Annotated in this window: 17 protein-coding genes and 1 pseudogene; 6 read left to right on the top strand and 12 right to left on the bottom strand. The window is 72.0% G+C overall.

Annotated elements, in window-relative coordinates; genetic code table 11:
* The first annotated feature begins 12 nt into the window (after window positions 1-12).
* Complete coding sequence (locus ACMCNN_RS06175) at window positions 13-498, top strand: hypothetical protein (RefSeq protein ID WP_412745198.1); 486 nt, start codon at window positions 13-15, stop codon at window positions 496-498.
* Window positions 488-1,402, top strand: coding sequence for an alpha/beta fold hydrolase (locus ACMCNN_RS06170; RefSeq protein ID WP_412745197.1), 915 nt, complete (start codon window positions 488-490; stop codon window positions 1,400-1,402). Before ACMCNN_RS06175 ends, ACMCNN_RS06170 begins: the two co-directional genes overlap by 11 nt.
* Window positions 1,403-1,409: 7 nt before the next feature.
* Here the strand turns inward: ACMCNN_RS06170 and ACMCNN_RS06165 are convergent, their stop codons facing one another.
* The 4 genes from ACMCNN_RS06165 to ACMCNN_RS06150 form a co-directional block, all read right to left on the bottom strand.
* Window positions 1,410-2,597 carry an MFS transporter gene (locus ACMCNN_RS06165; protein ID WP_412745196.1) on the bottom strand — a complete coding sequence of 396 codons (1,188 nt, stop codon included), beginning with the start codon at window positions 2,595-2,597 and terminating at the stop codon, window positions 1,410-1,412.
* 272 nt (window positions 2,598-2,869) lie between these two features.
* Window positions 2,870-5,743, bottom strand: coding sequence for a vitamin B12-dependent ribonucleotide reductase (locus ACMCNN_RS06160; RefSeq protein ID WP_412745195.1), 2,874 nt, complete (start codon window positions 5,741-5,743; stop codon window positions 2,870-2,872).
* Window positions 5,744-5,845: 102 nt separating this feature from the next.
* Window positions 5,846-6,385: a transcriptional regulator NrdR gene (nrdR, locus tag ACMCNN_RS06155; RefSeq protein ID WP_412745194.1), complete on the bottom strand. Its 540-nt coding sequence runs from the start codon at window positions 6,383-6,385 to the stop codon at window positions 5,846-5,848.
* A 286-nt stretch (window positions 6,386-6,671) separates the two neighbouring features.
* Window positions 6,672-7,019: a hypothetical protein gene (locus ACMCNN_RS06150; protein ID WP_412745193.1), complete on the bottom strand. Its 348-nt coding sequence runs from the start codon at window positions 7,017-7,019 to the stop codon at window positions 6,672-6,674.
* A 257-nt stretch (window positions 7,020-7,276) separates the two neighbouring features.
* On the opposite strand from ACMCNN_RS06150, the gene lexA reads away from it, so the two are divergent.
* Window positions 7,277-8,068 (top strand): transcriptional repressor LexA, encoded by a 792-nt coding sequence (gene lexA, locus ACMCNN_RS06145; RefSeq protein ID WP_412745192.1) that lies wholly within the window; start codon window positions 7,277-7,279, stop codon window positions 8,066-8,068.
* Window positions 8,069-8,092: 24 nt separating this feature from the next.
* Here the strand turns inward: lexA and ACMCNN_RS06140 are convergent, their stop codons facing one another.
* Both ACMCNN_RS06140 and hflX read right to left on the bottom strand, forming a co-directional pair.
* Complete coding sequence (locus ACMCNN_RS06140) at window positions 8,093-9,862, bottom strand: hypothetical protein (protein WP_412745191.1); 1,770 nt, start codon at window positions 9,860-9,862, stop codon at window positions 8,093-8,095.
* Window positions 9,863-9,969: 107 nt separating this feature from the next.
* Entirely contained in the window at window positions 9,970-11,448 is a 1,479-nt protein-coding gene (gene hflX, locus ACMCNN_RS06135) for a GTPase HflX (RefSeq protein WP_412747078.1), read from the bottom strand.
* Window positions 11,449-11,543: 95 nt separating this feature from the next.
* Between hflX and ACMCNN_RS06130 the strand changes: the two genes are divergently transcribed.
* Both ACMCNN_RS06130 and ACMCNN_RS06125 read left to right on the top strand, forming a co-directional pair.
* Complete coding sequence (locus tag ACMCNN_RS06130; protein WP_412745190.1) at window positions 11,544-13,004, top strand: NAD-dependent malic enzyme; 1,461 nt, start codon at window positions 11,544-11,546, stop codon at window positions 13,002-13,004.
* A gap of 68 nt (window positions 13,005-13,072) precedes the next feature.
* Window positions 13,073-13,495: pseudogene (locus ACMCNN_RS06125) on the top strand (AAA family ATPase); the annotation flags it as partial.
* A 94-nt stretch (window positions 13,496-13,589) separates the two neighbouring features.
* Here ACMCNN_RS06125 and ACMCNN_RS06120 read toward each other — a convergent pair.
* Genes ACMCNN_RS06120 through miaA form a run of 3 tightly spaced genes read right to left on the bottom strand, consistent with a single transcriptional unit; the run spans window position 13,590 to window position 16,239 of the window.
* The gene (locus tag ACMCNN_RS06120; RefSeq protein WP_412745189.1) at window positions 13,590-14,378 is read right to left on the bottom strand and encodes a glycerophosphodiester phosphodiesterase; all 789 of its coding nucleotides are present in this window, start codon (window positions 14,376-14,378) and stop codon (window positions 13,590-13,592) included.
* 5 nt (window positions 14,379-14,383) lie between these two features.
* The gene (dapF, locus tag ACMCNN_RS06115) at window positions 14,384-15,286 is read right to left on the bottom strand and encodes a diaminopimelate epimerase (RefSeq protein ID WP_412745188.1); all 903 of its coding nucleotides are present in this window, start codon (window positions 15,284-15,286) and stop codon (window positions 14,384-14,386) included.
* A gap of 8 nt (window positions 15,287-15,294) precedes the next feature.
* Window positions 15,295-16,239 (bottom strand): tRNA (adenosine(37)-N6)-dimethylallyltransferase MiaA, encoded by a 945-nt coding sequence (miaA, locus tag ACMCNN_RS06110; protein WP_412745187.1) that lies wholly within the window; start codon window positions 16,237-16,239, stop codon window positions 15,295-15,297.
* Between the two features lie 158 nt (window positions 16,240-16,397).
* Between miaA and ACMCNN_RS06105 the strand changes: the two genes are divergently transcribed.
* Window positions 16,398-17,606, top strand: coding sequence for a DUF349 domain-containing protein (locus ACMCNN_RS06105; protein ID WP_412745186.1), 1,209 nt, complete (start codon window positions 16,398-16,400; stop codon window positions 17,604-17,606).
* Between the two features lie 49 nt (window positions 17,607-17,655).
* On the opposite strand, the gene ACMCNN_RS06100 is transcribed toward ACMCNN_RS06105, so the two are convergent.
* From ACMCNN_RS06100 to ACMCNN_RS06090, 3 genes are read right to left on the bottom strand one after another with little or no spacing between them, the layout of a single operon-like run.
* Window positions 17,656-19,104, bottom strand: a complete 1,449-nt coding sequence (locus ACMCNN_RS06100) for a diguanylate cyclase domain-containing protein (RefSeq protein WP_412745185.1) — start codon at window positions 19,102-19,104, stop codon at window positions 17,656-17,658.
* Between the two features lie 50 nt (window positions 19,105-19,154).
* Entirely contained in the window at window positions 19,155-20,648 is a 1,494-nt protein-coding gene (gene miaB / locus ACMCNN_RS06095) for a tRNA (N6-isopentenyl adenosine(37)-C2)-methylthiotransferase MiaB (protein WP_412745184.1), read from the bottom strand.
* Between the two features lie 51 nt (window positions 20,649-20,699).
* Entirely contained in the window at window positions 20,700-21,179 is a 480-nt protein-coding gene (locus tag ACMCNN_RS06090; RefSeq protein WP_412745183.1) for a hypothetical protein, read from the bottom strand.
* Between the last annotated feature and the right edge of the window lie 13 nt (window positions 21,180-21,192).

Genomic DNA, 21,192 nt, shown 5'->3' with positions numbered 1-21,192 from the left:
GACGATGGGGCCGTGCCCACTCGCGGGGAACTGGTCGAGCAGATCGTGCACCTGCTCGACGTACGGCTGCTCGACCCCCTCGACATCCTGCTCGACGGCGACGACGCGGTCGCGGCGCTGCGCCACCTCGTCCGGATCCGGGCGGGCCGGTGGGCGGACGCGATGCGCGGGGACGACGACGAGGCCGCCGTACGGGCCGCCGTACGGCTCGTCGCGACCCTGTATCCCGACGACCGGGCGTTCGACCCGCCACTCGACTGGTGGCGCACCCCGCTGGGGCAGACCGTGGCCCGCCGGGCCGGCCACCCGGCCGCCGAGCGGGTCTCGTACGCGACGGCCGGGGCGATGCTGGGCATCAGCCGCCAGGGAGTGCACGACCTGATCAAGCGGGGCCGACTACCCCGTCATCCGGACGGCGGGGTGCCCGCCACGGCCGTCCGGGACCGCCTGCGCGCGCGGGACGCCGGACGCAACGAAGGGGAAGCACATGATCAATGACCGTCTCGTCGACGCCGGCGAGCTGCCCATCGCCGTACGCGACTTCGGTGGCGACGCGCCGCCATTGGTGCTGCTGCACGGCGCCGGCGGCAACCTCGCGACGCTGACCACGGTGGCGCGGGCCCTGCGGCCCCGGCACCGGGTCGTGACCATGGACCTGCGCGGGCACGGCCGCTCGGGGGACGGACCGTGGTCGTGGGAGGCGGCGCTGGGCGACATCGCGGCGGTGGCCGTACACCTGGGTCTGGAGCGCCCGGCGGTGGTCGGCCATTCCCTCGGCGGCATGCTGGCCGCCCTGTGGGGCCAGCGGCATCCCGAGGCGCCCGGCGTGGTGAGCCTGGACGGCTGCCCGCCGCCGAGCCGCCCGGACCGGCTGCCCGGCCTCGACCCGGAGAAGGCCGCCGGCGAGCTGGCCCGGCTGACGCAGGTGTTCGACGCGATGCACGCCGGAATGGGCCGCACGATCCCGGCCGAGGAACTGCCCGACCTGGTGGAACGCGAACAGATGGCGGCGCGCGACATGGGCGCCAACGAGAAGGTGTGGATCGAGGGATTCCGGCGCAACCTGGCGCATGTCGACGGCGAGACGACGACGCGTCCCTCGGCCGCGACCGCCGGGCAGCTGCGCGAGCTGATGACCGGGCTCGACCTGACCCCGGTGTACGCCGCGATGCCCTGCCCGCTGCTGACCGTCCTGCCGACCCGGAGCCTGCCCGAGGAGGAACCCTTCGCCGACCTGTACGCCGCCCACCGCCGCTTCCTCACCGATCAGGTAACGGCGGCCGCCCGGGCCAACCCACGGGTGCGATACCTGCAGCTGCACGACGCCTCGCACGCGATGGTGATCGAGCAGCCCGAGCCCCTCGCCCAGCTGATCGGGGACTTCCTGGCCTCGGCCGGGTAGCGCCCGGTCAGACCTCGGCGTGGTCCGGCTCCACGACCAGCGGGCGGGCGGCGCGGGAGGCGTACAGGCCGAGGGCGATGGCGGCCAGCACCACCAGCAGCGCGTGCAGGATGCCGACGTGCTGGGCCAGGAAGCCGATGAGCGGCGGGCCGGAGAGGAACGCGGCGTACCCGATGGAGCCCGCCACGGAGACCCGGATCGCCGCGCGGGCGGGGTCGTCGGCGGCGGCGCTCATGCCCACCGGGAAGCCCAGCGAGGCACCGACGCCCCAGAACAGCGCGCCGACCAGGGCGAACGGCACCGCGACGCCGGACACCACGGACAGCACGCCGATCAGCGCCAACCCCGCGGTGGCCCGCAGCACCGGCACCCGGCCCCAGCGTTGCAGGGCGTGGACGCCGAACATCCGGCCCATGGTCATCGCGGCCACGAACATGCCGAAGCCGATGGCGCCGAGGGTCTCGCTCGTGCCGTACCCGTCGACCAGGCTGATCGCCAGCCAGTCGTTCGCGGAGCCCTCGGTGAAGCCGAAGCCCAGCATGATCAGGCCGATGAGCAGGGTGCGGGGCTCGCGCCAGGTCTGCCGGATCCCGGCCGGGCGGCGCTGCGACGCGGGCACGGCGGCGTGCGGCAGGAAGCGCCGCACGATGATCAGCTGCGCGGCCGTGGCCAGCACCGCCGTGACCCACAGCTGGGTCGACACCGGCACCCCGATCGTCGCGGCCAGGGCGCCGACCCCGGCGCCCGCCACGGTGCCGAGGCTGAAGCCGGCATGAAAGCGGGGCATGATCGTACGGCCCAGGCGCCGCTCGACATCGGCGCCCTCGACGTTCATGGCGACGTCCCAGGTGCTGTTGCCGGCCCCCGCGAACATCAGGCCCACGCCGGCCAGGGGCACCCAGCCCAGCGCGGCGCCCGCCCCGAGCAGGACGAGCCCGAGTACCACGGAGAGGCTGCCGAGCAGCACCGCGCGGGCCGGGCCGACGCGGTGCACGAGCGGGCCGGCCAGCGGGATCGAGGCGATCGCGGCGGCGGAGAGGCAGAGCAGCAGCAGGCCGAATCCGGCCGGGCTGAGGTGCAGATCGTTGCGGACCGCAGGGGCGCGGGCCAGCCAGCCCGCGAACGCGAGACCGTTGACAGCGAAGGTGGCGCCGACGGCGACCTTCGCGATCTCTACCCGATTCCGGTCACGCACGTCAGAGCTCACCCCCTCAACTTACTCGTTAAAGTAATGATCGCCCAGCGTCATCCGGCGCCAGCTCGCCGAGTGGATCGAGTTCGATGCGCCGCGCGACCGTCCCCGTCACATGGTCGCTGAGGAGGCGGCTCACCGCAGCGGGGCTGCGTGTTCGCAGTAGCAGAGTGGCGGGTGCGCCCAGCGAGGTGGCGGCTCACCGCAGCGGGGTGGCCGGCCCGGCGGCCGACCACCCCGCTCAACGGCGTCTCACGCCGTCAGTGTGTTGATCCTCAGGAGCAGCCGGAGGTGGAGCCGCAGCCCTCGCAGACGTAGCAGCTGCCCGCCGGGCGCATCTTGGTGCCGCAGGTGAAGCAGAGCGGCGCGTCCGCGGACGTGCCGAGCACGACCTCCAGCAGTTCCGTCGACGAGCCGACCGACGCCGGTGCCTCCTCCGCGGCGACCGGGGCGGGCGCCGACGGGGTGGCGGCCGCGCCGACCGGCGCGGACACCGGGGCGGAGGCGGCCATGCCGGCCAGGTCCATGTCGGCGGCGGCAGCGGCCTCCGCCTGGATCTGGGCGGCCCGCTCCTTGGCGGTGAAGATGCCCAGCTCGGCACGGGTGTCGTACGGCAGGAAGTCGAGCGCCAGCCGCCGGAAGATGTAGTCCATCACCGACGCCGCCATGCGGATGTCCGGGTCGTCGGTCATGCCCGCCGGCTCGAAACGCATGTTGGTGAACTTGCTGACGAACGTCTCCAGCGGGACGCCGTACTGCAGGCCGATCGAGATGGCCACCGAGAAGGCGTCCATCACCCCGGCCAGCGTCGAGCCCTGCTTGGACATCTTCAGGAAGACCTCGCCCAGGCCGTCGTCCGGGTACGACGACGCGGTCAGGTAGCCCTCCGCGCCACCCACCGAGAAGGACACCGTCTCGGACGGGCGCTTCTTGGGCAGGCGCTTGCGGACGGGGCGGTACTCGATGACCTTCTCGACCGCCTTCTCCACCACGGCGGGCACCTCGGCGGCCGCGGCCTTCGGCTTGGCCGCCGACAGCGGCTGGCCCACCTTGCAGTTGTCGCGGTAGATGGCCAGCGCCTTGAGGCCCAGCTTCCAGCCCTGGAAGTGGATGTGCTCGATGTCCTCGACGGTCGCCGACTCCGGCATGTTGACCGTCTTGGAGATCGCGCCGGAGATGAACGGCTGCACGGCCGCCATCATCCGCACGTGGCCCATCGGGGCGATCGACCGCTCGCCCATGGCGCAGTCGAACACCGGGTAGTGCTCCGGCTTGAGGCCGGGGGCGTCGACGACGTTGCCGTGGTCGGCAATGTGCTCGACGATCGCCTCTACCTGCTCCTCGGGGTAGCCGATGCTGCGCAGGGCGCGCGGCACCGTCTGGTTGACGATCTGCATCGAACCGCCGCCGACGAGCTTCTTGAACTTGACCAGGGCCAGGTCGGGCTCGATGCCGGTGGTGTCGCAGTCCATCATCAGGCCGATGGTGCCGGTGGGCGCCAGCACGGACGCCTGGGCGTTGCGCCAGCCGTTCTTCTCCCCGATCTTGTTGCCGCTCTGCCACTGCTTGGTCGCCTCGCGGACGATGGCGGTGGCCACGGCGCCCTGCGGGCGGATGGCGTCGTTCGCGGCGGCGTGCTTGCGCATGACCCGCGTGTGCGCGTCGGCGTTGCGGGCGTACCCGTCGTACGCGCCGACCACACCGGCCAGCTCCGCGGAACGGCGGTACGCCGTGCCGGTCATCAGCGAGGTGATGGCGGCGGCCAGCCCGCGGCCACCCTCCGAGTCGTACGGCAGGCCCGACGCCATGAGCAGCGCGCCCAAATTGGCGTACCCGATACCGAGCTGGCGGTAGGCGCGGGTGGTCTCGCCGATCTTCACGGTCGGGAAGTCGGCGAAGCAGATGGAGATGTCCATCGCGGTGATCACGAACTCGACACTCTGGACGAACTTCTCCACCTCGAAGCCGCCGTCGGCGGTCAGGAACTTCATGAGGTTGAGCGACGCCAGGTTGCACGACGAGTCGTCCAGCGACATGTACTCCGAGCACGGGTTGGACGCCGTGATCCGGCCCGTCTCCGGGTTGGTGTGCCAGTCGTTGATGGTGTCGTCGTACTGCAGGCCGGGGTCGGCGCACTCCCAGGCGGCGTGGGCGATGTCGCGGAACAGCTTGCGGGCGTCGATGCTCTCGATGGCCTCGCCGTTGAGCCGGCCACGCAGCTCGAACTGGCCGCCCTCGTCCACGGCGCGCATGAACTCGTCGCTGACCCGTACCGAGTTGTTGGCGTTCTGGTACTGGACGCTGACGATGTCGGAGCCGCCCAGGTCCATGTCGAAGCCCGCGTCGCGCAGCGCGCGGATCTTGTTCTCCTCGCGCGCCTTCGTCCAGACGAACTCCTCGATGTCCGGGTGGTCGACGTCGAGGATGACCATCTTCGCGGCCCGCCGGGTCGCGCCGCCGGACTTGATCGTGCCCGCGCTGGCGTCCGCGCCGCGCATGAAGCTGACCGGGCCGCTGGCGGTGCCGCCGGAGGTCAGCAGCTCCTTGCTGGAACGGATCCGGGACAGGTTGACCCCGGAGCCGGAGCCGCCCTTGAAGATCAGCCCCTCCTCCTTGTACCAGTCCAGGATGGAGTCCATCGAGTCGTCGACCGACAGGATGAAGCAGGCGCTGACCTGCTGCGGCGAGGAGGTGCCGACGTTGAACCAGACCGGCGAGTTGAAGCTGAACACCTGGTGCAGCAGCATCCAGGTCAGCTCGTGGTCGAAGATCTCGGCGTCACCGGGGGTGGCGAAGTAGCCGTGCTCCTCGCCCGCCTTGCGGTAGGTCCGCACGACACGATCGATGAGCTGCTTCAGGGACCACTCGCGCTCCGGGGTGCCGACCGCGCCCCGGAAGTACTTGGTGGTGACGATGTTCGCGGCGTTGACGCTCCAGAAGCCGGGGTACTCCACCCCGCGCTGCTCGAAGTTGATCGAGCCGTCGCGCCAGTTCGTCATGACGACGTCGCGACGCTCCCACTCGACCTCGTCGTACGGGTGGACGCCCTCTTTCGTCCACACCCGCCGGAGCCGCAAACTGCTGACCGCAGTCCCCCCGCTGCTGGCGCGCGTGCGCTGCCTTCCCGCTGCCATGCCGTCACCGGCCATGTGGTGTTCCCCCTTGTCGTGCCCCGCGGCTGCCCGCCGCGACGCGCTGTGCGTTTCGTTCTTCAGGTCTGCGTGCGGCCGGACGGCGGCCGCATGTCCTGCTCAGTGCGGCCGGGCGACGGCCGTGTCACTGATCTTGGGTGGCCGGCCGGCGGGCCGGGACGCGACGGCGTGCCGGGCCGCGGAGTCGCACTCCGTGGGGGCCTCGCGCAGAGCGTGGATCTCCTTCTCGAACTCGTCGAGCGAGTCGAACGCCTTGTAGACGCTGGCGAACCGCAGGTAGGCGACCTGATCCAGCTCCCGCATCGGGCCGAGGATGGCCAGCCCGACATCGTGGCTGGGCACCTCGGCGGCGCCCTTGGCGCGGATGGTCTCCTCGACCTTCTGAGCCAGCAGGGCGATGGCGTCCTCGTCCACGGGACGACCCTGGCACGCCTTGCGCACCCCACTCATGATTTTCGTACGGCTGAAGGGTTCCGTGACGCCGCTGCGCTTGACCACCGCCAGCACCGCCTCCTCGACCGTCGTGAACCGCTTGCCGCATTCGGGGCAGGACCGGCGTCGACGGATCAGCTGGCCGTCCTCGGCCTCGCGCGAGTCGACCACGCGTGAGTCCGCATGCCGGCAGTACGGGCACCGCACCGCTGTCCTCCTGTCGCCGGGTATGGTCACCTGTCCCCGGGCACGCCGAACAGCAGCACGGCCATGATCAAGTCCGGCGCGCGCTGTGTCTGAGCGTGCGGAGAAGCGGGGGCCCCGACCCCAACTTGTGGATGACTTACACCCTTGTAACTACTAGATGTTGGGGTCGACGTTAGGCCGATGCCGAGGCCGACGCAAGTTCAACGGCGGGTCGCCGCGCCGATATTTCCCGTGCCGTACGACCGGTGCGCCGCCGGTTACGCGCCGCATCACCGGCGTCCCGTTTTCATCCCGTCCGGGGCAGTTCGCGGGGCTCGCCGTGATCTACGACATAGGCCGGAGCGGCGGGCCGGACCGGCGCGGCGGCGTGGGACGCCGTGGTGAACAACACCACGCTCGCCAGGGAGGCCAGCGCCAGGAAGAACAGGAACACGACGAGCTCACCGCGACGGGTCAGCCGCAACGGGGGCCGGTGCACGCCGGCCGGCACCGCACCCCGCGGCCGCGGATAACCGCTGATCACCGCACCGCGGGCCACCGCCGCACCGTGCGACACCATGCCGCTGGACACCATGCCGCTCGACACCATGCCGCTGGACACCGTGCCGCCCGTCGCCACGCTGCTCGGCGCCATGCCACCGCCCCCTCCTCGTACGGGCGTTCGATCGAACGCCCGTACGATGGTGTACCAGAACAGGCGTACGGAAGTCACGCACGGATGGGCGACACGCCGCAAACGACGTCGTACAGATGTTTGAATATGTCGGACCGCGCCGATACGGTTCTGCCACAAGAGGGGTCAGCCGGACGAACACCCATCCCCACGGGCGTTCCCGGCTCCGCGACGCACCACGTGCCGACAGGCACTGGCCGACAGGAGGGCGGACGGACGTGTCGACCGACGACCGGACCAGCCGGCAGCATCAACCGGGCAGGAAGCCCGAGCCCACCAACGCCTCGGCGGCCATCCGCCGTCGCACGCCGAGCCGGGCCCGCGGCGGCGAGCCGCAGCTGCGCGCCGTGACGCCGGTCAGCCAGTTCCCGGAGCAGGTCACCACCGAGTTGACCGCGCGCCAGCGGCGCATCCTCGAATTCATCCGCGACTGGGTGGAGCGGTACGGCTACCCGCCGAGCGTGCGCGAGATCGGCGAGGCGGTCGGGCTGGTGTCGCCCTCCAGCGTGGCGTATCAGCTGAAGGCGTTGGAGAACAAGGGATTCCTCCGGCGCGACCCGAACCGGCCACGGGCGGTCGACGTGCGTACCCCGAGCGAGCTGACCGACGACGACGCCCTGCGTTCGGCCCGGCCCGCCCCGGCCTACGTGCCGTTGGTCGGGCGCATCGCCGCGGGTGGTCCGATCCTGGCCGAGCAGGCGGTAGAGGATTTCTTCCCGCTGCCGCGTGAGCTGGTCGGCGAGGGTGACGTGTTCATGCTGGAGGTCAAGGGCGATTCGATGATCGACGCCGCGATCTGCAACGGCGACTGGGTCGTCGTGCGGCAGCAGCCAACCGCCAACGCGGGCGACATCGTGGCCGCGATGATCGACGGCGAGGCGACCGTCAAGAGCTACCGCCAGCGGGACGGTCATGTGTGGCTGATGCCGGCGAACCCGGCGTTCGACCCGATCCCCGGCGACGACGCGACCATCATGGGGCGCGTCGTCGCAGTGCTCCGCCGGGTCTGACGGTACGGCGGCGTCCCCGGCGGGTCAGCGTCCGTAGCCGGGCGGGTCGTACTGGCGGCCCGTGCCGGGCGGTCGGTCGTCGTCCGACGGGCGGCCGTCGGCGCCGAACCAGCCGTTCGGCAGCGGGTTGTCGCCGGGGCGGCTGCCCGGCGGTGGCGCCGCCGGGGGTGCGCCGTAGACACCGCCGCCGCCGGGGCGGGCGGGCTGACCGCCGCCCTGCCCGGGGCGGCCGGGCTGGCCGGCACCCTGCCCGGGGCGGGCGGGCTGAGCGGCACCCGGTCCGGGGCGTCCGGGAGGTGGAGCGGGCCGGCCCCCAGCGGGCGGCATCGGACGTCCGCCGGGCGGCACGGGCCGACCGGCGGGCGGGCGGGCGCCGGGCTGCTGTCCGCCGGGCTGTGGTCCGCCGGGCTGGGCCCCGCCGGGTTGTCCGGGACGGCCCGGCGCCGCGCCCGGGTGGCCGCCCGGCGTGGCCCCGCCCGACGGTCCCCCGGAGTAGACACCGCCGCGCGGTGGAGCCGACGGGTGGGACTTTGCGCCGTACACGCCGCCGGCGGGTGGTCCGCTCCGGTTGGCGCCGTACACCGGTCCGACGCCGGGGGGCCGGGCACCCATCGGTGCCGCGGCCGGTCCGCCGACCGACAGCAGCTCCGTCTCGGCGTCGATGGGCTTCGGCGCGGTCACGGTGGCCGGCGAGACCGGCTCGAGCGCCGACTTCTTGCGGGACCGCATGATGCCGGTGACGCCGAGCCCGACGAGCAGGGCGCCGAGCACCCCGACGCCACCCACCATGTACGTGAGGTCCTTCAGACTGAGGTCGGAGTACCAGGCGGGGCTCGCGTTGTCCTGGGACGCTTTCGCCTTCGCCTCCCCGGTGGCGACCTCGGTGGCCGGGGTGTACCGCAGCAGGTAGTTCGCCGTGTCCCCGCTGACCTGCCCCATGTCGGACACGGTGACGTACGCCTTGCCGTCCGGGGTGTACGTGATCGACTCACCGAACGGTTCGTTCGGCAGCGGCGTCTGGCGCGGGGTGCCCTTCAGCGCGGACACCACGTCGCCGCCCTTGACGTCCCATTCGAAGGCGTCCGCGTAGGTGCGGATGACGACCTTGGTGCCATCGGGGGAGACCGCGGCGCCGGTGGCAACCACCCGACCGATCGGTCCGAGCGGGTTGGCCGTGGTGGAGGAAGGCAGGGTGACCTCACCCACCCGCCGCAGCGCCACGCCGTCGGTGCTGTCGGCCTTGAGCGCGGCGGCGGGCTTGTACAGGCCGGACTTGCCCGCGTCCTTGGTCACCACGACCGGGATGCCGTCGCCGTCGACGAACAGCCCCTCCGCGTCGTGTGCGCCGTCGGGGTACCTCAGCCGGTACAGCGTGGGGCTCTTCGCGCCGGTCGCGGGCATCTTCCAGAGCGCGATGGTGGCGCGCTTCTTGTCGTTGTCGCCGATGTCGCCGATCCACAGCGTCTTGCGGTCGCGGGAGAGCGCCATGTCCTCGGTGTCGAGGGGACCCTTGCCCGAGTAGGGCACGGCGTTGGTGACCTTGCAGGCCTGGTCGAGGTAGAAGACCTTCTTCTCGCTCTCCCGCTCCGAGCTGTCGTTGACCGTGATGAAGCCGTTCGTCGTCGCGATCAGGCCGGACAGCTCGGTGAGACGGGTGTCCTCGATCTTGCAGAGCTTCTTGGCGGGCACCGCCTTCACGTCCGCGGCGACCGGGGCGGGCACGGCGTGGGCGCTGCCGGCACCCACCATGACCAGGCCACCAGCCACTAGGATCGAGAACACGAGACGCCGCATCGGACCAGTGTCGCATGCGGCGCCCCGTGCTGGCGTTACGCGTGGATCAGGCCGGGCACTCACGTCTGGCGCGTCCGTTATGCCCGATTGCTGCCAAGTCCGGACACTCAGGCCCGGTACGATGCCAACTCGGCCGCCAGCTGCTCGTCCACCCGGACCCGGAGTTCCGTGCCCGCCTCTGTGTGTTCGGTGCCCAGCACCTGGCCGTGGCGGTGGATCCGGGCCACCAGATCCCCCCGGTCGTACGGCAGCACGACGCGCAGGTCCACCGCGGGCCGCGGCAACCGCTGAGCGATCGCCGCCCGCAGGTCCTCGATCCCCACCCCGGTACGCGCCGAGGCGAACACCGCGTCCGGCCAGATCCGCTTGAGGCGCAGCAGCGTCTCCTCGTCCGCGGCGTCGACCTTGTTGACCACCAGCAGCTCGGGGATCCGGTCGGCGCCCACCTCGCTGAGCACCTCACGGACCGCGACCACCTGACCCTCCGGGTCCGGGTCGGCGCCGTCGACGACGTGCACCACCAGGTCCGCGTACGAGACCTCCTCCAGCGTCGAGCGGAACGCCTCGACGATCTGGTGGGGCAGATGCCGAACGAAGCCCACCGTGTCGGAGAGCGTGTAGACCCGCCCATCCTCGGCGGCCGCCCGGCGGGTGGTCGGGTCCAGCGTGGCGAACAGCGCGTTCTCCACCAGCACCCCGGCCTGGGTCAGCCGGTTGAGCAGGCTGGACTTGCCCGCGTTCGTGTAGCCCGCGATCGCCACGGCGGGCACCCCCGCCTGGGAACGGCGCGAGCGCTTTGTCTGCCGTACGGTGCGCATGGCTTTGATCTCGCGGCGCAGCTTCGCGATGCGGTGGTTGATCCGGCGCCGGTCGGTCTCCAGCTTCGTCTCACCGGGACCGCGCAGGCCCACGCCACCGCCCGCGCCGCCGCCCCGGCCGGAGCCGCCGGACTGGCGGGACAGCGTCTCGCCCCAGCCGCGCAGACGCGGCAGCAGGTACTGCAGCTGGGCCAGCTCGACCTGGGCCTTACCCTCGCGGCTCTTGGCGTGCTGGGCGAAGATGTCCAGGATCAGCGCGGTCCGGTCGACGACCTTGACCTTTGTCTGCTGCTCCAGGTTGCGCAGCTGCGACGGGGACAGCTCACCGTCGCAGATCACGGTGTCCGCGCCGGTCGACACGACGATGTCGCGCAACTCGTCGACCTTGCCGCGGCCGATGAAGGTGGCCGCGTCGGGACGGCTGCGCCGCTGGATGAGGCCCTCCAGCACCTGCGAGCCGGCGGTCTCGGCGAGCGCGGCCAGCTCGGTCAGCGAGTTGTCCGCGTCGGCGGCGCTGCCCTCTGTCCAGACGCCCACCAGGACGACCCGTTCCAGGCGCAGTTGCCGGTACTCGACCTCGGTGATGTCGGTGAGCTCGGTGGAAAGGCCGGCCACCCGCCGCAGCGAATGCCGTTCCTCCAGCTCCAGCTCGCCCGTGGTGACGTCGGGTTCGAAAAGCTCGGTTCGCAAAAGGGTGACCTCCTCGGCCCGATGGTGGCATGCCGCCCGTGGAGACGCATCCACATATCGGGGCCGGGCGTTATCGATTGGTGTATGACTCCCCGGTAACCACCGGCTTCGTTGGCAGTATTCCGCAAGCGCGACAATGCCAGGATGTACCCGCCAACGCCGGAGGGAAAGCTGTGTTGACCACCCGCCTGCCCAGCGCAGGATTCTCGATCACGATCCGCATCGCCGTGACCGCCGACGCCTCCTCGATCGGCCGGCTCACCACCTGTGTCGGCGAGGCCGGCGCGATCGTGACGGCGCTGGACGTGGTGGACTCCGACCCCACCCGCGTACTGGTCGACCTCACCTGCGACACCGCCGACTCCGGCCACGCCGATCAGGTGGTCAAGACGCTGGAGGACCTGGACGGGGTCGACGTCCGCAAGGTCTCCGACCGCACGTTCCTGCTGCACCTCGGCGGCAAGATCGAGGTGTCGTCGAAGGTGGCGCTGCGTAACCGCGACGAGCTGTCCCGGGCGTACACCCCGGGCGTGGCGCGGGTGTGCATGGCCATCGCGGAGAACCCGGCCGACGCGCGGCGGCTCACCATCAAGCGCAACACCGTCGCGGTGGTCAGCGACGGCTCCGCCGTGCTGGGCCTGGGCAACATCGGACCGGCCGCCGCGATGCCGGTGATGGAGGGCAAGGCGGCGCTCTTCAAGCGGTTCGGCGGCGTGGACGCCTGGCCGGTGGTACTGGACACCCAGGACACCGACGAGATCGTGCAGATCGTCAAGGCGATCGCCCCCGCGTACGGGGGGATCAATCTGGAGGACATCGCGGCGCCGCGGTGCTTCGAGATCGAGATGCGGCTGCGCGAGGCGCTGGACATCCCGGTCTTCCACGACGACCAGCACGGCACCGCCATCTGCGTACTGGCCGCTCTCACCAATGCGCTGCGCGTCGTGGGCAAGCGGCTCGCGGACGTCAAGGTGGTCGTCTCCGGGGCCGGGGCCGCGGGTACGGCGATCATGAAGCTGCTGCTGCGTCAGGGCGTCGGGGACATCATCGCGTACGACCGGCTGGGTGCCCTGCACCGCGGCATGCCCGACCTGACGCCGACCTGGCAGTGGCTGGCCGAGCACACCAACCGCGACGGCTACTCCGGCGACCTGCCCGGGGCGATCGCGGGCGCGGACGTGTTCATCGGGGTCAGCGCCCCGAATCTGCTCACCGGGGACGACATCGCGAAGATGGCCGACAAGTCGATCGTGTTCGCACTGGCGAACCCCGACCCCGAGGTGGACCCGCGGGCCGCCCGGCGGCACGCGGCGGTGGTCGCGACCGGCCGCTCCGACCAGCCGAACCAGATCAACAACGTGCTGGCGTTCCCGGGTGTGTTCCGGGGCATGCTCGACGTCAGTGCCGAGGAGTTCACGGAGGAGATGGCGCTGGCCGCGGCCATGGCGATCGCGAACGTCGTCGGCGACGACAAGCTGAACCCCACGGTGATCATCCCGAGCGTGTTCGACGCGCGGGTCACCCCGGCGGTGGCGGCCGCGATCCGCGCCACGGTCAAGGGACACCCGGTCCCGACCGGGCCGGGCGCGGTGCCACCCGAGGAACTCGACGAGGCACCCGCGGAGACCTTCTGACCCCGGCAGGCTCCACGGCAACGACCGGGCAGTCTCGGGGCCGAACGCCGAGGCGCCGCAAATCGAACATGCGAGTGACGCGAAACGTCTTGATCACCGGGGCGCGCCAGTCGGGCAAGAGCACCCTCGTCCGTGTGGTGGCCGGCGACCGGCTCACCGAGCGCCGCGACCTGGACCGCGAACCGGACCGGGCCGCGGCGCTCAGCGATCCGGTGGGCTTCGTCGACTCGCCCGACCTGTTGGCCATCGACGAGATCCAGCGAGTTCCCGAGCTGTTGCTGGCGATCAAGTCGTCCGTCGACGAGGACCCTCGACCCGGGCGCGATCTGCTCACGGGCTCGTCTCGGCTGTTCGGCATGGTTGCCGCACCGGACGCACTGCCCGGCCGGATGGAAACGATCGAGCTGCGGCCGTTCTCCCAGGGCGAGATCGACGGTACGCCCGACAGCTTCATCGACGCGGTTTTCAGCGCTGGTCCCGAACTGCGGCACACGGGCACCGCTACGCTCCCGTTCGCGGAACGGCTACGGGCAATGCCGGTCAGCGCGCTCTGGCACGTGCCCGCACCGGACTGAGCGGGATGGCTCACCCCTGGAACGTGCCGGCCGCCCAGCCGGTCAGTTCGCCCACGCGGTCGGTGATCAGGCCGGCGATCCCGACCGCCACCAGGACGGCCCAGTCGGCCGGGTCGTTGGCCGTCCACGGCATGACCGCCACGCCGACGTCGGCCAGGGCGGCCACGGTGCCCGGCTCGGCGATCACGTCGGCGACGGACGGGTTGCAGAACACCGCGCCCAGTTCCTTGGCGACCGTGACCTGGTCGGGATCGAACGGCTCACGCAGCAGTCCGCGGCGCACGTCGGGCGCGGCCTCACCGGCGCGGCGCACGACCTCCTTGTCGAAACTCTGCACGACAGTACGGGCCGACAGGTCCCGCTCGGCGACCAGATCGAGGATCGCGCGGACCTGTTCCAGCGACGCGGGCGGCTTGATCTCCAGCAGCAGCTCCACGGCACCGTCGGGCCCGGCCATGGACGGGTGCAGCAGGTCGAGGGCCTGCGCCAGGGTCGGCACGGGGGTGCCCGCGTAAGCCGGGGAGAACCAGGATCCGGCGTCCAGGGCGGTCAGCTCGGCGGCGGTCAGCTCCCAGACGAAGCCGGTGCCGTTCGTGGTGCGGTCGACCGTCCGGTCGTGGATCACCACGGGCACCCCGTCCGCGCTGGTCCGCACGTCGAACTCGATGAAGGTGGCGCCGGCCAGCACCCCGGCGGCGAGGGCGGGCAGAGTGTTCTCCGGAGCGACGGCGGAGTAACCGCGATGGGCCACCCGATGCAGCACCGCGCCCGCGGCCCCTTCCAGGCGCTGGTCGGCCACTCCCATCAGGGCCGGGCCGCCGGGTCGGCGGGAACGCCCTGGTCCGCCGGAGCGTCAGCCGCGGTGCCCAGGGCCGCGGGGTCGACCTCGCCCGAAGCGACCAGCACGGCCGGACCGGCCAGCCACCAGCGGCCCTGCTCGTCCGCCGTGACCGTCAACCGGCCGCCGGGCAGGTCCACGGCCACCACACCGAGGTCCAGACCGGCCTCCCGCAACGCCATCGCGCCGACGGCCAGCGCGCCCGAGCCGCACGACTGGGTCTCGCCGGAGCCGCGCTCGTACACCCGCATGCGCACGTGCAGGTCGGTGCCCGGCAGCGGCTCGGCCGCCGTGACGAACTCGACGTTGGTGCCGCCGGGGAAGACGCCCGGGTCGAACGCCGGGGCCACGGTCAGGTCCAGGCCGTCCAAGGGCACACCGTCGTGCAGCCCGCAGACCAGGTGGGGGTTGCCGCAGTCCACGGCCATCCCGGGCACGGTCAGCGCGCCCACGGACGCGGTGCTCGCCGCGTACACCCGCGGGGTGGTCATGTGGACGCTGATCTCGGCCGGGCCGACCAGCGCGCGCACGACGCCGGCCCGGGTGGCCACCGGCAGGCCCGCCGGGCCCGGCGTGGCCAGGCCGCTGGTCACCAGGTAGCGGGTGAAGACGCGGACGCCGTTGCCACACATCTCGGCGAACGAGCCGTCGGCGTTCCAGTAGTCCATGAACCAGTCGGCGTCGGCGGCCATCCCGGCGGCCTCGGGGTGCTTGGCGGTGCGCACGACGCGCAGCACGCCGTCCCCGCCGATCCCGCGGTGCCTGTCGCACAGCGCGGCGACCAGCTCGGGCGTCAGGCCCTGCACGCCGTCCGGGTCGGGCAGGATCACGAAGTCGTTGCCCGTGCCGTGGCCTTTGGTGAACAACACGCGGTCCATCATCGCGCAACCGCGGCGAGGGCGGCCATGGCGGCCTCGCCGAGGGTGTCCGACGCCGCGTCGAGCCAGTGCACGCGCGGGTCGCGGCGGAACCAGGAGCGCTGGCGGCGGACGAAGCGCCGCGTCGCTGCGATGGTCTCCTGCTGGGCCTGCTCCTCGGAGAACGCCCCGTCGAGCTGGGCCAGTGCCTGCTGGTAGCCGAGCGCCCGGCTGGCCGTACGGCCCTCGCGCAGGCCCCGGCCGGCCAGGTCGCGGACCTCGTCGAGCAGCCCCGACGCCCACATGAGGTGGACCCGCTCGGCGATGCGGGCGTCCAGCTCGGCGGTCTCGCGGTCGACGCCGAGCTGCACGTTGTCGTAGTACGGCACCGGATCGGGCAGCGCCGCGGTGAACGGCGCACCGGTCAGCTCGATCACCTCCAGGGCGCGCACGATGCGGCGCCCGTTGCTGGGCAGGATCCGCTCGGCGGCCGCCGCGTCGAGCCCGGCCAGGCGGTGGTGCAGCACGCCCGGCCCGACCTCGGCGAGTTCGGCCTCCAGCCGGGCCCGGATCGCGGGGTCGGTACCGGGAAAGGTGAATTCTTCGAGTACGGCGCGTACGTACAGGCCGGAGCCGCCGACCAGCAGGGGGACCCGGCCGCGGGCGAGGATGTCGTCGACCGCCGCGCGGGCCAGCCGCTGGTACTCGGCGACGCTGGCGGGCTCGGTCACGTCCCACACGTCCAGCAGGTGGTGCGGCACGCCGGCGCGTTCCGTGGTGGTCAGTTTGGCCGTACCGATGTCCATGCCGCGGTAGAGCTGCATGGAGTCGGCGTTGACCACCTCGCCGCCCAGCTCACGGGCCAGGGCGATGCTCAGCGCCGACTTGCCGGCGGCGGTGGGTCCGACAACGGCGACGACCCGCGGAATGGGAAACAACGGCACGCCGCCACCGTAGGACACCATATGGTCACGGTCATCCGAGGGCGCTTCCCCGGAACCGGGTTGGACCTGTGACAATGCGCGAGAAAGAATGCCGATGGAAGGTTTGGCGTTCAACTGCGCTATGGCGGTGGTTGTCCGGCATGCGGGCCGGGCGGCGCCGGGAGAATGAGGTTGAGCTCATGAACGACTGGACGGCTTTCGGGCGCGTGGATGCCGACGGCACCGTGTACGTGAAGACCGCCGAGGGCGACCGGGCGGTCGGCTCCTGGCAGGCGGGCACCCCCGAGGAGGGGCTGGCCCACTTCGCCCGGCGCTTCGCCGACCTGGTCACCGAGGTCGACCTCATCGAGGCCCGGCTCAACTCGGGCGCGGCCGACGCGGCCCACTCGCTGAGCAGCGTCAAGCGCCTGCGCGCCACCCTGGACGAGGCCCACGTCGTGGGCGACGTCGACGGGCTCGCCGCCCGGCTGGACCGGCTGGCCACCCTCGCCGAGGAGAAGGCGGGCGAGGCCCGCGCGGCGCGCGAGGTCGCCCGTACCGAGGCGCTGGCCCGCAAGACCGCCCTGGTCGAGGAGGCGGAGACGATCGCCGCCGAGTCCACCGGCTGGAAGTCCGCCGGTGACCGGCTCAAGGAGATCCTCGACGAGTGGAAGACCATCCGCGGGGTCGACAAGAAGACCGATGGTGAGCTGTGGAAGCGCTTCGCCGCGGCCCGCGACGGCTTCACCCGCCGCCGGGGCGCCCACTTCGCCACCCTGGACGGGCAGCGCAAGCAGGCGCAGGGCGCCAAGGAGGAGCTGGTCAAGGAGGCGGAGAGCCTCGCCGACTCGTCGGACTGGGGCCCCACCGCCACGCGGCTCAAGGAGCTGATGACCGAGTGGAAGGCCGCTCCGCGCGCCGCCAAGGAGGCGGAGCAGCGCCTGTGGGAACGGTTCCGGGCGGCTCAGGACGCGTTCTTCACCCGCCGCAGTGAGGTCTTCTCCGCCCGCGACGCGGAGTACAAGGGCAACCTGGAGAAGAAGCAGGCGATCCTCGTCGAGCTGGAAGCGGTCGACGTGGACGCCGACCCCCGCGCGGCGCAGAACAAGCTGCGTGACGCCCAGGCCGCCTGGCACGACGCGGGCCGGGTGCCGCGGGAGTCCTCCGCGGGCCTGGACCGCCGGTGGCGGGCCGCCGAGGAGCGGATCCGGGTCGCCATGGACTCGGCGTGGCGCAAGACGTCGCCCCAGGACAACCCGCTGCTGCAGCAGATGCGCGAGCAGGTCGCGGAGGCGGAGCAGCGGCTGGCCCGAGCCCAGGCGGCGGGCGACAACCGGCGCATCAAGGAGGCCGAGCAGGCGCTCGCGTCCAAGCGGCAGTTCCTGGCCCTGGCGGAGCAGGCCAGCTGATCCCGGCTGCCCGGCCTGGTGGCCGGGCAGTCGACCACGGGCGTTCGGGCTATGCGGCGGCGAGGCTGAGGTTGCCGAGAGCCTTCGACTTCTTGGCTTCGTACATCGCCAGGTCGGCGCGTCCGATCAGGCCGTCGGTGGTGCTGCCCGGTTCGGCGAACGCGACGCCGACGCTGATGCCGATCCGTACGGTCTGCCCCGCGATGGTGATCGGCTGGCGGACCATAGTGCGGATCCGTTCGCACACGGCGTTGACGGCGGCCCGCGAGTCGGTGGCCTGACACACGATCACGAACTCGTCGCCGCCGAAGCGGCTCACCAGGTCGGTGTCGCGCACGCACGTGCGCAGGCGTTCGGACACCGCCACCAGCAGCTGGTCGCCGACGGCGTGACCGAGCCGGTCGTTGACGGGCTTGAAGCCGTCGAGGTCGCAGAAGAGCACCGCCAGCCACGGGGCCGCGTCCGGCGCACCGGGCAGCGGCTCGGCCAGCGCCGTGGTGATCCGGTCGAGGCAGGCGGTGCGGTTCGGCAGGCCGGTCAGGCTGTCCTGCGCGGCCATCCGGCGCAGCGCCTGCTCTGCCTGCCTGCGCTCGGCCGACAGCGCGGCGATGCGCACCATGACGAGGGGTACGACCAGCAGGGAGCCGATCGCGAGCAGCACACCGTCGGTCGGCAGGCCGAACAGCGCCCGGCCGCCACCGACCAGCGGGATGAGGGCCATCATCGCCCCGAGGAAGGTGAGCCGCCCCGCCGTCAGGTCGTCCTTCGGGGCGGGCGTGAGCCGGGTGGCCAGTGCCGCCGAGGGGTGCATGGCGGCCGTACCCAGTGCCGCGTACGCCATGAGGAACGGCACGTTGGTCCAGTCGGGCCGGACGCCGCCCGGATCGGAGGCCAGGGCGCTGGCCACGTTCGCGATCAGCGTGGCGCCCGAGGCGACGCTGAACAGCTGGACGGTGGCGAGACGCTCCGGGGCGGCCTTGGCGACGCGCAGCAGCGCGCCGAACGTGCCCAGGGTGATGAAGATGTTCACGAACAACGCCATCTGGCGCGGCTGGGTCATGCCCTCGGCGCTCAGGTGGGGCAGCAGCACCACGTCCCAGAGCAGGCCGCCGACTGCCAGCGAGGTGAGCGCGGCGTCCGCCATGCCGCCGACATCGCGCCGCCCCCGGCGCACGATGATGGTCATGGCGGCGGTGAATACGAGCACGTTGGCCACGCTGTACAGCAGGTCCGCGAGGGTGCCGTCAGCCGTGGGGCGGTGCTGGCCGTAGATGTACCAGACGGACAGGACGTTGCCGACGTTGTACACCACGAGGGCGGTCAGCAGGACGAACCACGGGATCCGGCCACTGCCCTCGCTGCGCCGGGTCCCGACCAGCGCGGCCGGGATCGCACTCAACTGGATCAGCAGGAACGGGATCCACCGCAGCCCCGGTGGCACCGCGAGGTACGCCGCGGAGAGGCCGAACGCGGCCAGGGCGTACCACCGATAGGACATGCCTCACCGATCGCCCAGACCTTTCGAGAGCTGAGGACTCCCGGTAGTGATCAGCGTCCGCAGGCGTCGGCGGCGGGCGGCAGCGGCGCGGGCACCCCGACGGTCGGCAGACCGAGCGCCACCCCGCTCGTACGCGGGGTCCGCCCGGCCTCGAACGCGTCACCGGCCCGGGTGCGGCGGTGCGCCACCGGGGCGCCGTCCGCGTTGAGGTGGTGCGGGGCCGCGTACGTGATCTCGGTGTGCACGATGTCGCCCGGCCGGATGCCGGTCAGCCCGCCCGTGGCGAAGTGCACCAGCCGCCCGTCCCGCGCCCGGCCGGACATCCGGCCCGTACGCTCGTCCTTGCGCCCCTCACCGACCGCGACCAGGACCTCCACCGTGCGCCCGACCTGCCGCTTGTTCTCCGCCCAGGTGATGTCCTCCAGGGTGGCGATGAGCCGCTCGTAGCGCTCCTGCACCACCTGCTTGGGCAGCTGCTCGTCCATGATCGCGGCGGGGGTGCCGGGGCGCTTGCTGTACTGGAACGTGAACGCGCTGGAGAAGCGGGCCGCGCGGACCACGTCGAGGGTCTGCGCGAAGTCGGCGTCGGTCTCGCCGGGGAAGCCGACGATGATGTCCGTGGTGATCGCGGCGTCGGGCATCGCGGCGCGCACCTTCTCGATGATCCCCAGGTACTTCTCGGCGCGGTAGCTGCGCCGCATCGCCCTGAGCACCTGATCGGAGCCGGACTGCAGCGGCATGTGCAGCGAGTGGCACACGTTCGGGGTCTCGGCCATCGCGGCGATCACGTCGTCTGTGAAGTCCTTCGGGTGCGGGCTGGTGAACCGGACCCGCTCCAGGCCCTCGACCCCGCCGCAGGCGCGCAGCAGCTTGCCGAAGGCCAGCCGGTCGCCGAACTCGACGCCGTACGAGTTGACGTTCTGGCCGAGCAGGGTGACTTCCAGCACCCCCTCGGCGACCAGGGCGTGCACCTCGGCGAGGACGTCGCCGGGGCGGCGGTCCTTCTCCTTGCCGCGCAGCGACGGCACGATGCAGAAGGTGCAGGTGTTGTTGCAGCCCACGGAGATGGACACCCAGCCCGCGTAGCTGGACTCGCGCCGGGTGGGCAGGGTGGAGGGGAACACCTCCAGCGATTCGAGGATCTCCACCTCGGCGGCGGCGTTGTGCCTGGCGCGTTCCAGCAGGGCGGGCAGCGACCCGATGTTGTGGGTGCCGAACACCACGTCGACCCAGGGCGCGCGCTTGACGATGTCGCCGCGGTCCTTCTGGGCCAGGCAGCCGCCGACCGCGATCTGCATGTCCGGGTTGGCGAGCTTGCTGGGGCGCAGGTGACCCAGATTCCCGTAGAGGCGGTTGTCCGCGTTCTCCCGCACCGCACAGGTGTTGAAGACGACCACGTCGGCGGCGTCGGCGTCGGCGGCGCGCACGTAGCCCGCCTCCTCCAGCAGACCGGAGATCCGCTCGGAGTCGTGCACGTTCATCTGGCAGCCGTACGTGCGGACGTCGTACGTGCGGCCCTGCGGGGTCTGGGGTGCGATAGTCATGGCAGTCAACCAGGGTAGTCCCTGCCGCCGCAGCCGCGCCCGGGCGGCAGGTTACGCCGCCGCCGGATGCCCCGGCGTGGGTTTCGGGGCGAAATGGGAGGTGGCACAGCCGGGCCCGGTCGCGCACGCCGGGTCCGTGCCGGTGCACGGGCGGGCGTTGCGGCGCTCCGTACCGTCGTCGGTCTCGATCTCGTCGAGGTGCACCGGGGTCAGCGAGCCGTCCGGTTCGGCGCGGACGTACCGGGTGGGGTTGAGGGTGTCGTCGGGCAGCAGGATGTCGGCGCCGAGACGGACCGCGACCGCGCTGGCCACCGCGGCCTCCTCGACGTCGCCCGGTGCGCAGAAGCATTCGATCAGGGTCGGGAAATCTCCGCCGACGTACCAGACGTCGCAGAGCACCGCCGCGTCCGTGGCTGCCTCGAGCGTGGTGACCGGCCGCCGCAGCACGCCCGCGAGCGCCGCGCGGACCGCGGCCGCCGGGAGACGCCCGGCCGCGCACCAGCTCCACAGCCCATCTGCCGGCTCGGCCATACCACTCATGCGG

Source organism: Krasilnikovia sp. MM14-A1004, assembly GCF_047159485.1.
Classification (GTDB): Bacteria; Actinomycetota; Actinomycetes; order Mycobacteriales; family Micromonosporaceae; genus Actinoplanes.
The sequence above is the reverse complement of the archived record's forward strand: the minus strand, read 5'-3'. Positions and strand labels throughout refer to the sequence as shown.

Coding starts and splice junctions, on each gene's coding strand:
- ACMCNN_RS06170 (WP_412745197.1), top strand. CDS start 488: ATGATCAATGACCGTCTCGTCGACGCCGGCGAGCTGCCCATCGCCGTA.
- ACMCNN_RS06160 (WP_412745195.1), bottom strand. CDS start 5,743: ATGGCCGGTGACGGCATGGCAGCGGGAAGGCAGCGCACGCGCGCCAGC.
- ACMCNN_RS06150 (WP_412745193.1), bottom strand. CDS start 7,019: ATGGCGCCGAGCAGCGTGGCGACGGGCGGCACGGTGTCCAGCGGCATG.
- ACMCNN_RS06140 (WP_412745191.1), bottom strand. CDS start 9,862: ATGCGGCGTCTCGTGTTCTCGATCCTAGTGGCTGGTGGCCTGGTCATG.
- miaA (WP_412745187.1), bottom strand. CDS start 16,239: ATGGTGTCCTACGGTGGCGGCGTGCCGTTGTTTCCCATTCCGCGGGTC.
- ACMCNN_RS06105 (WP_412745186.1), top strand. CDS start 16,398: ATGAACGACTGGACGGCTTTCGGGCGCGTGGATGCCGACGGCACCGTG.
- ACMCNN_RS06100 (WP_412745185.1), bottom strand. CDS start 19,104: ATGTCCTATCGGTGGTACGCCCTGGCCGCGTTCGGCCTCTCCGCGGCG.
- miaB (WP_412745184.1), bottom strand. CDS start 20,648: ATGACTATCGCACCCCAGACCCCGCAGGGCCGCACGTACGACGTCCGC.
- ACMCNN_RS06090 (WP_412745183.1), bottom strand. CDS start 21,179: ATGGCCGAGCCGGCAGATGGGCTGTGGAGCTGGTGCGCGGCCGGGCGT.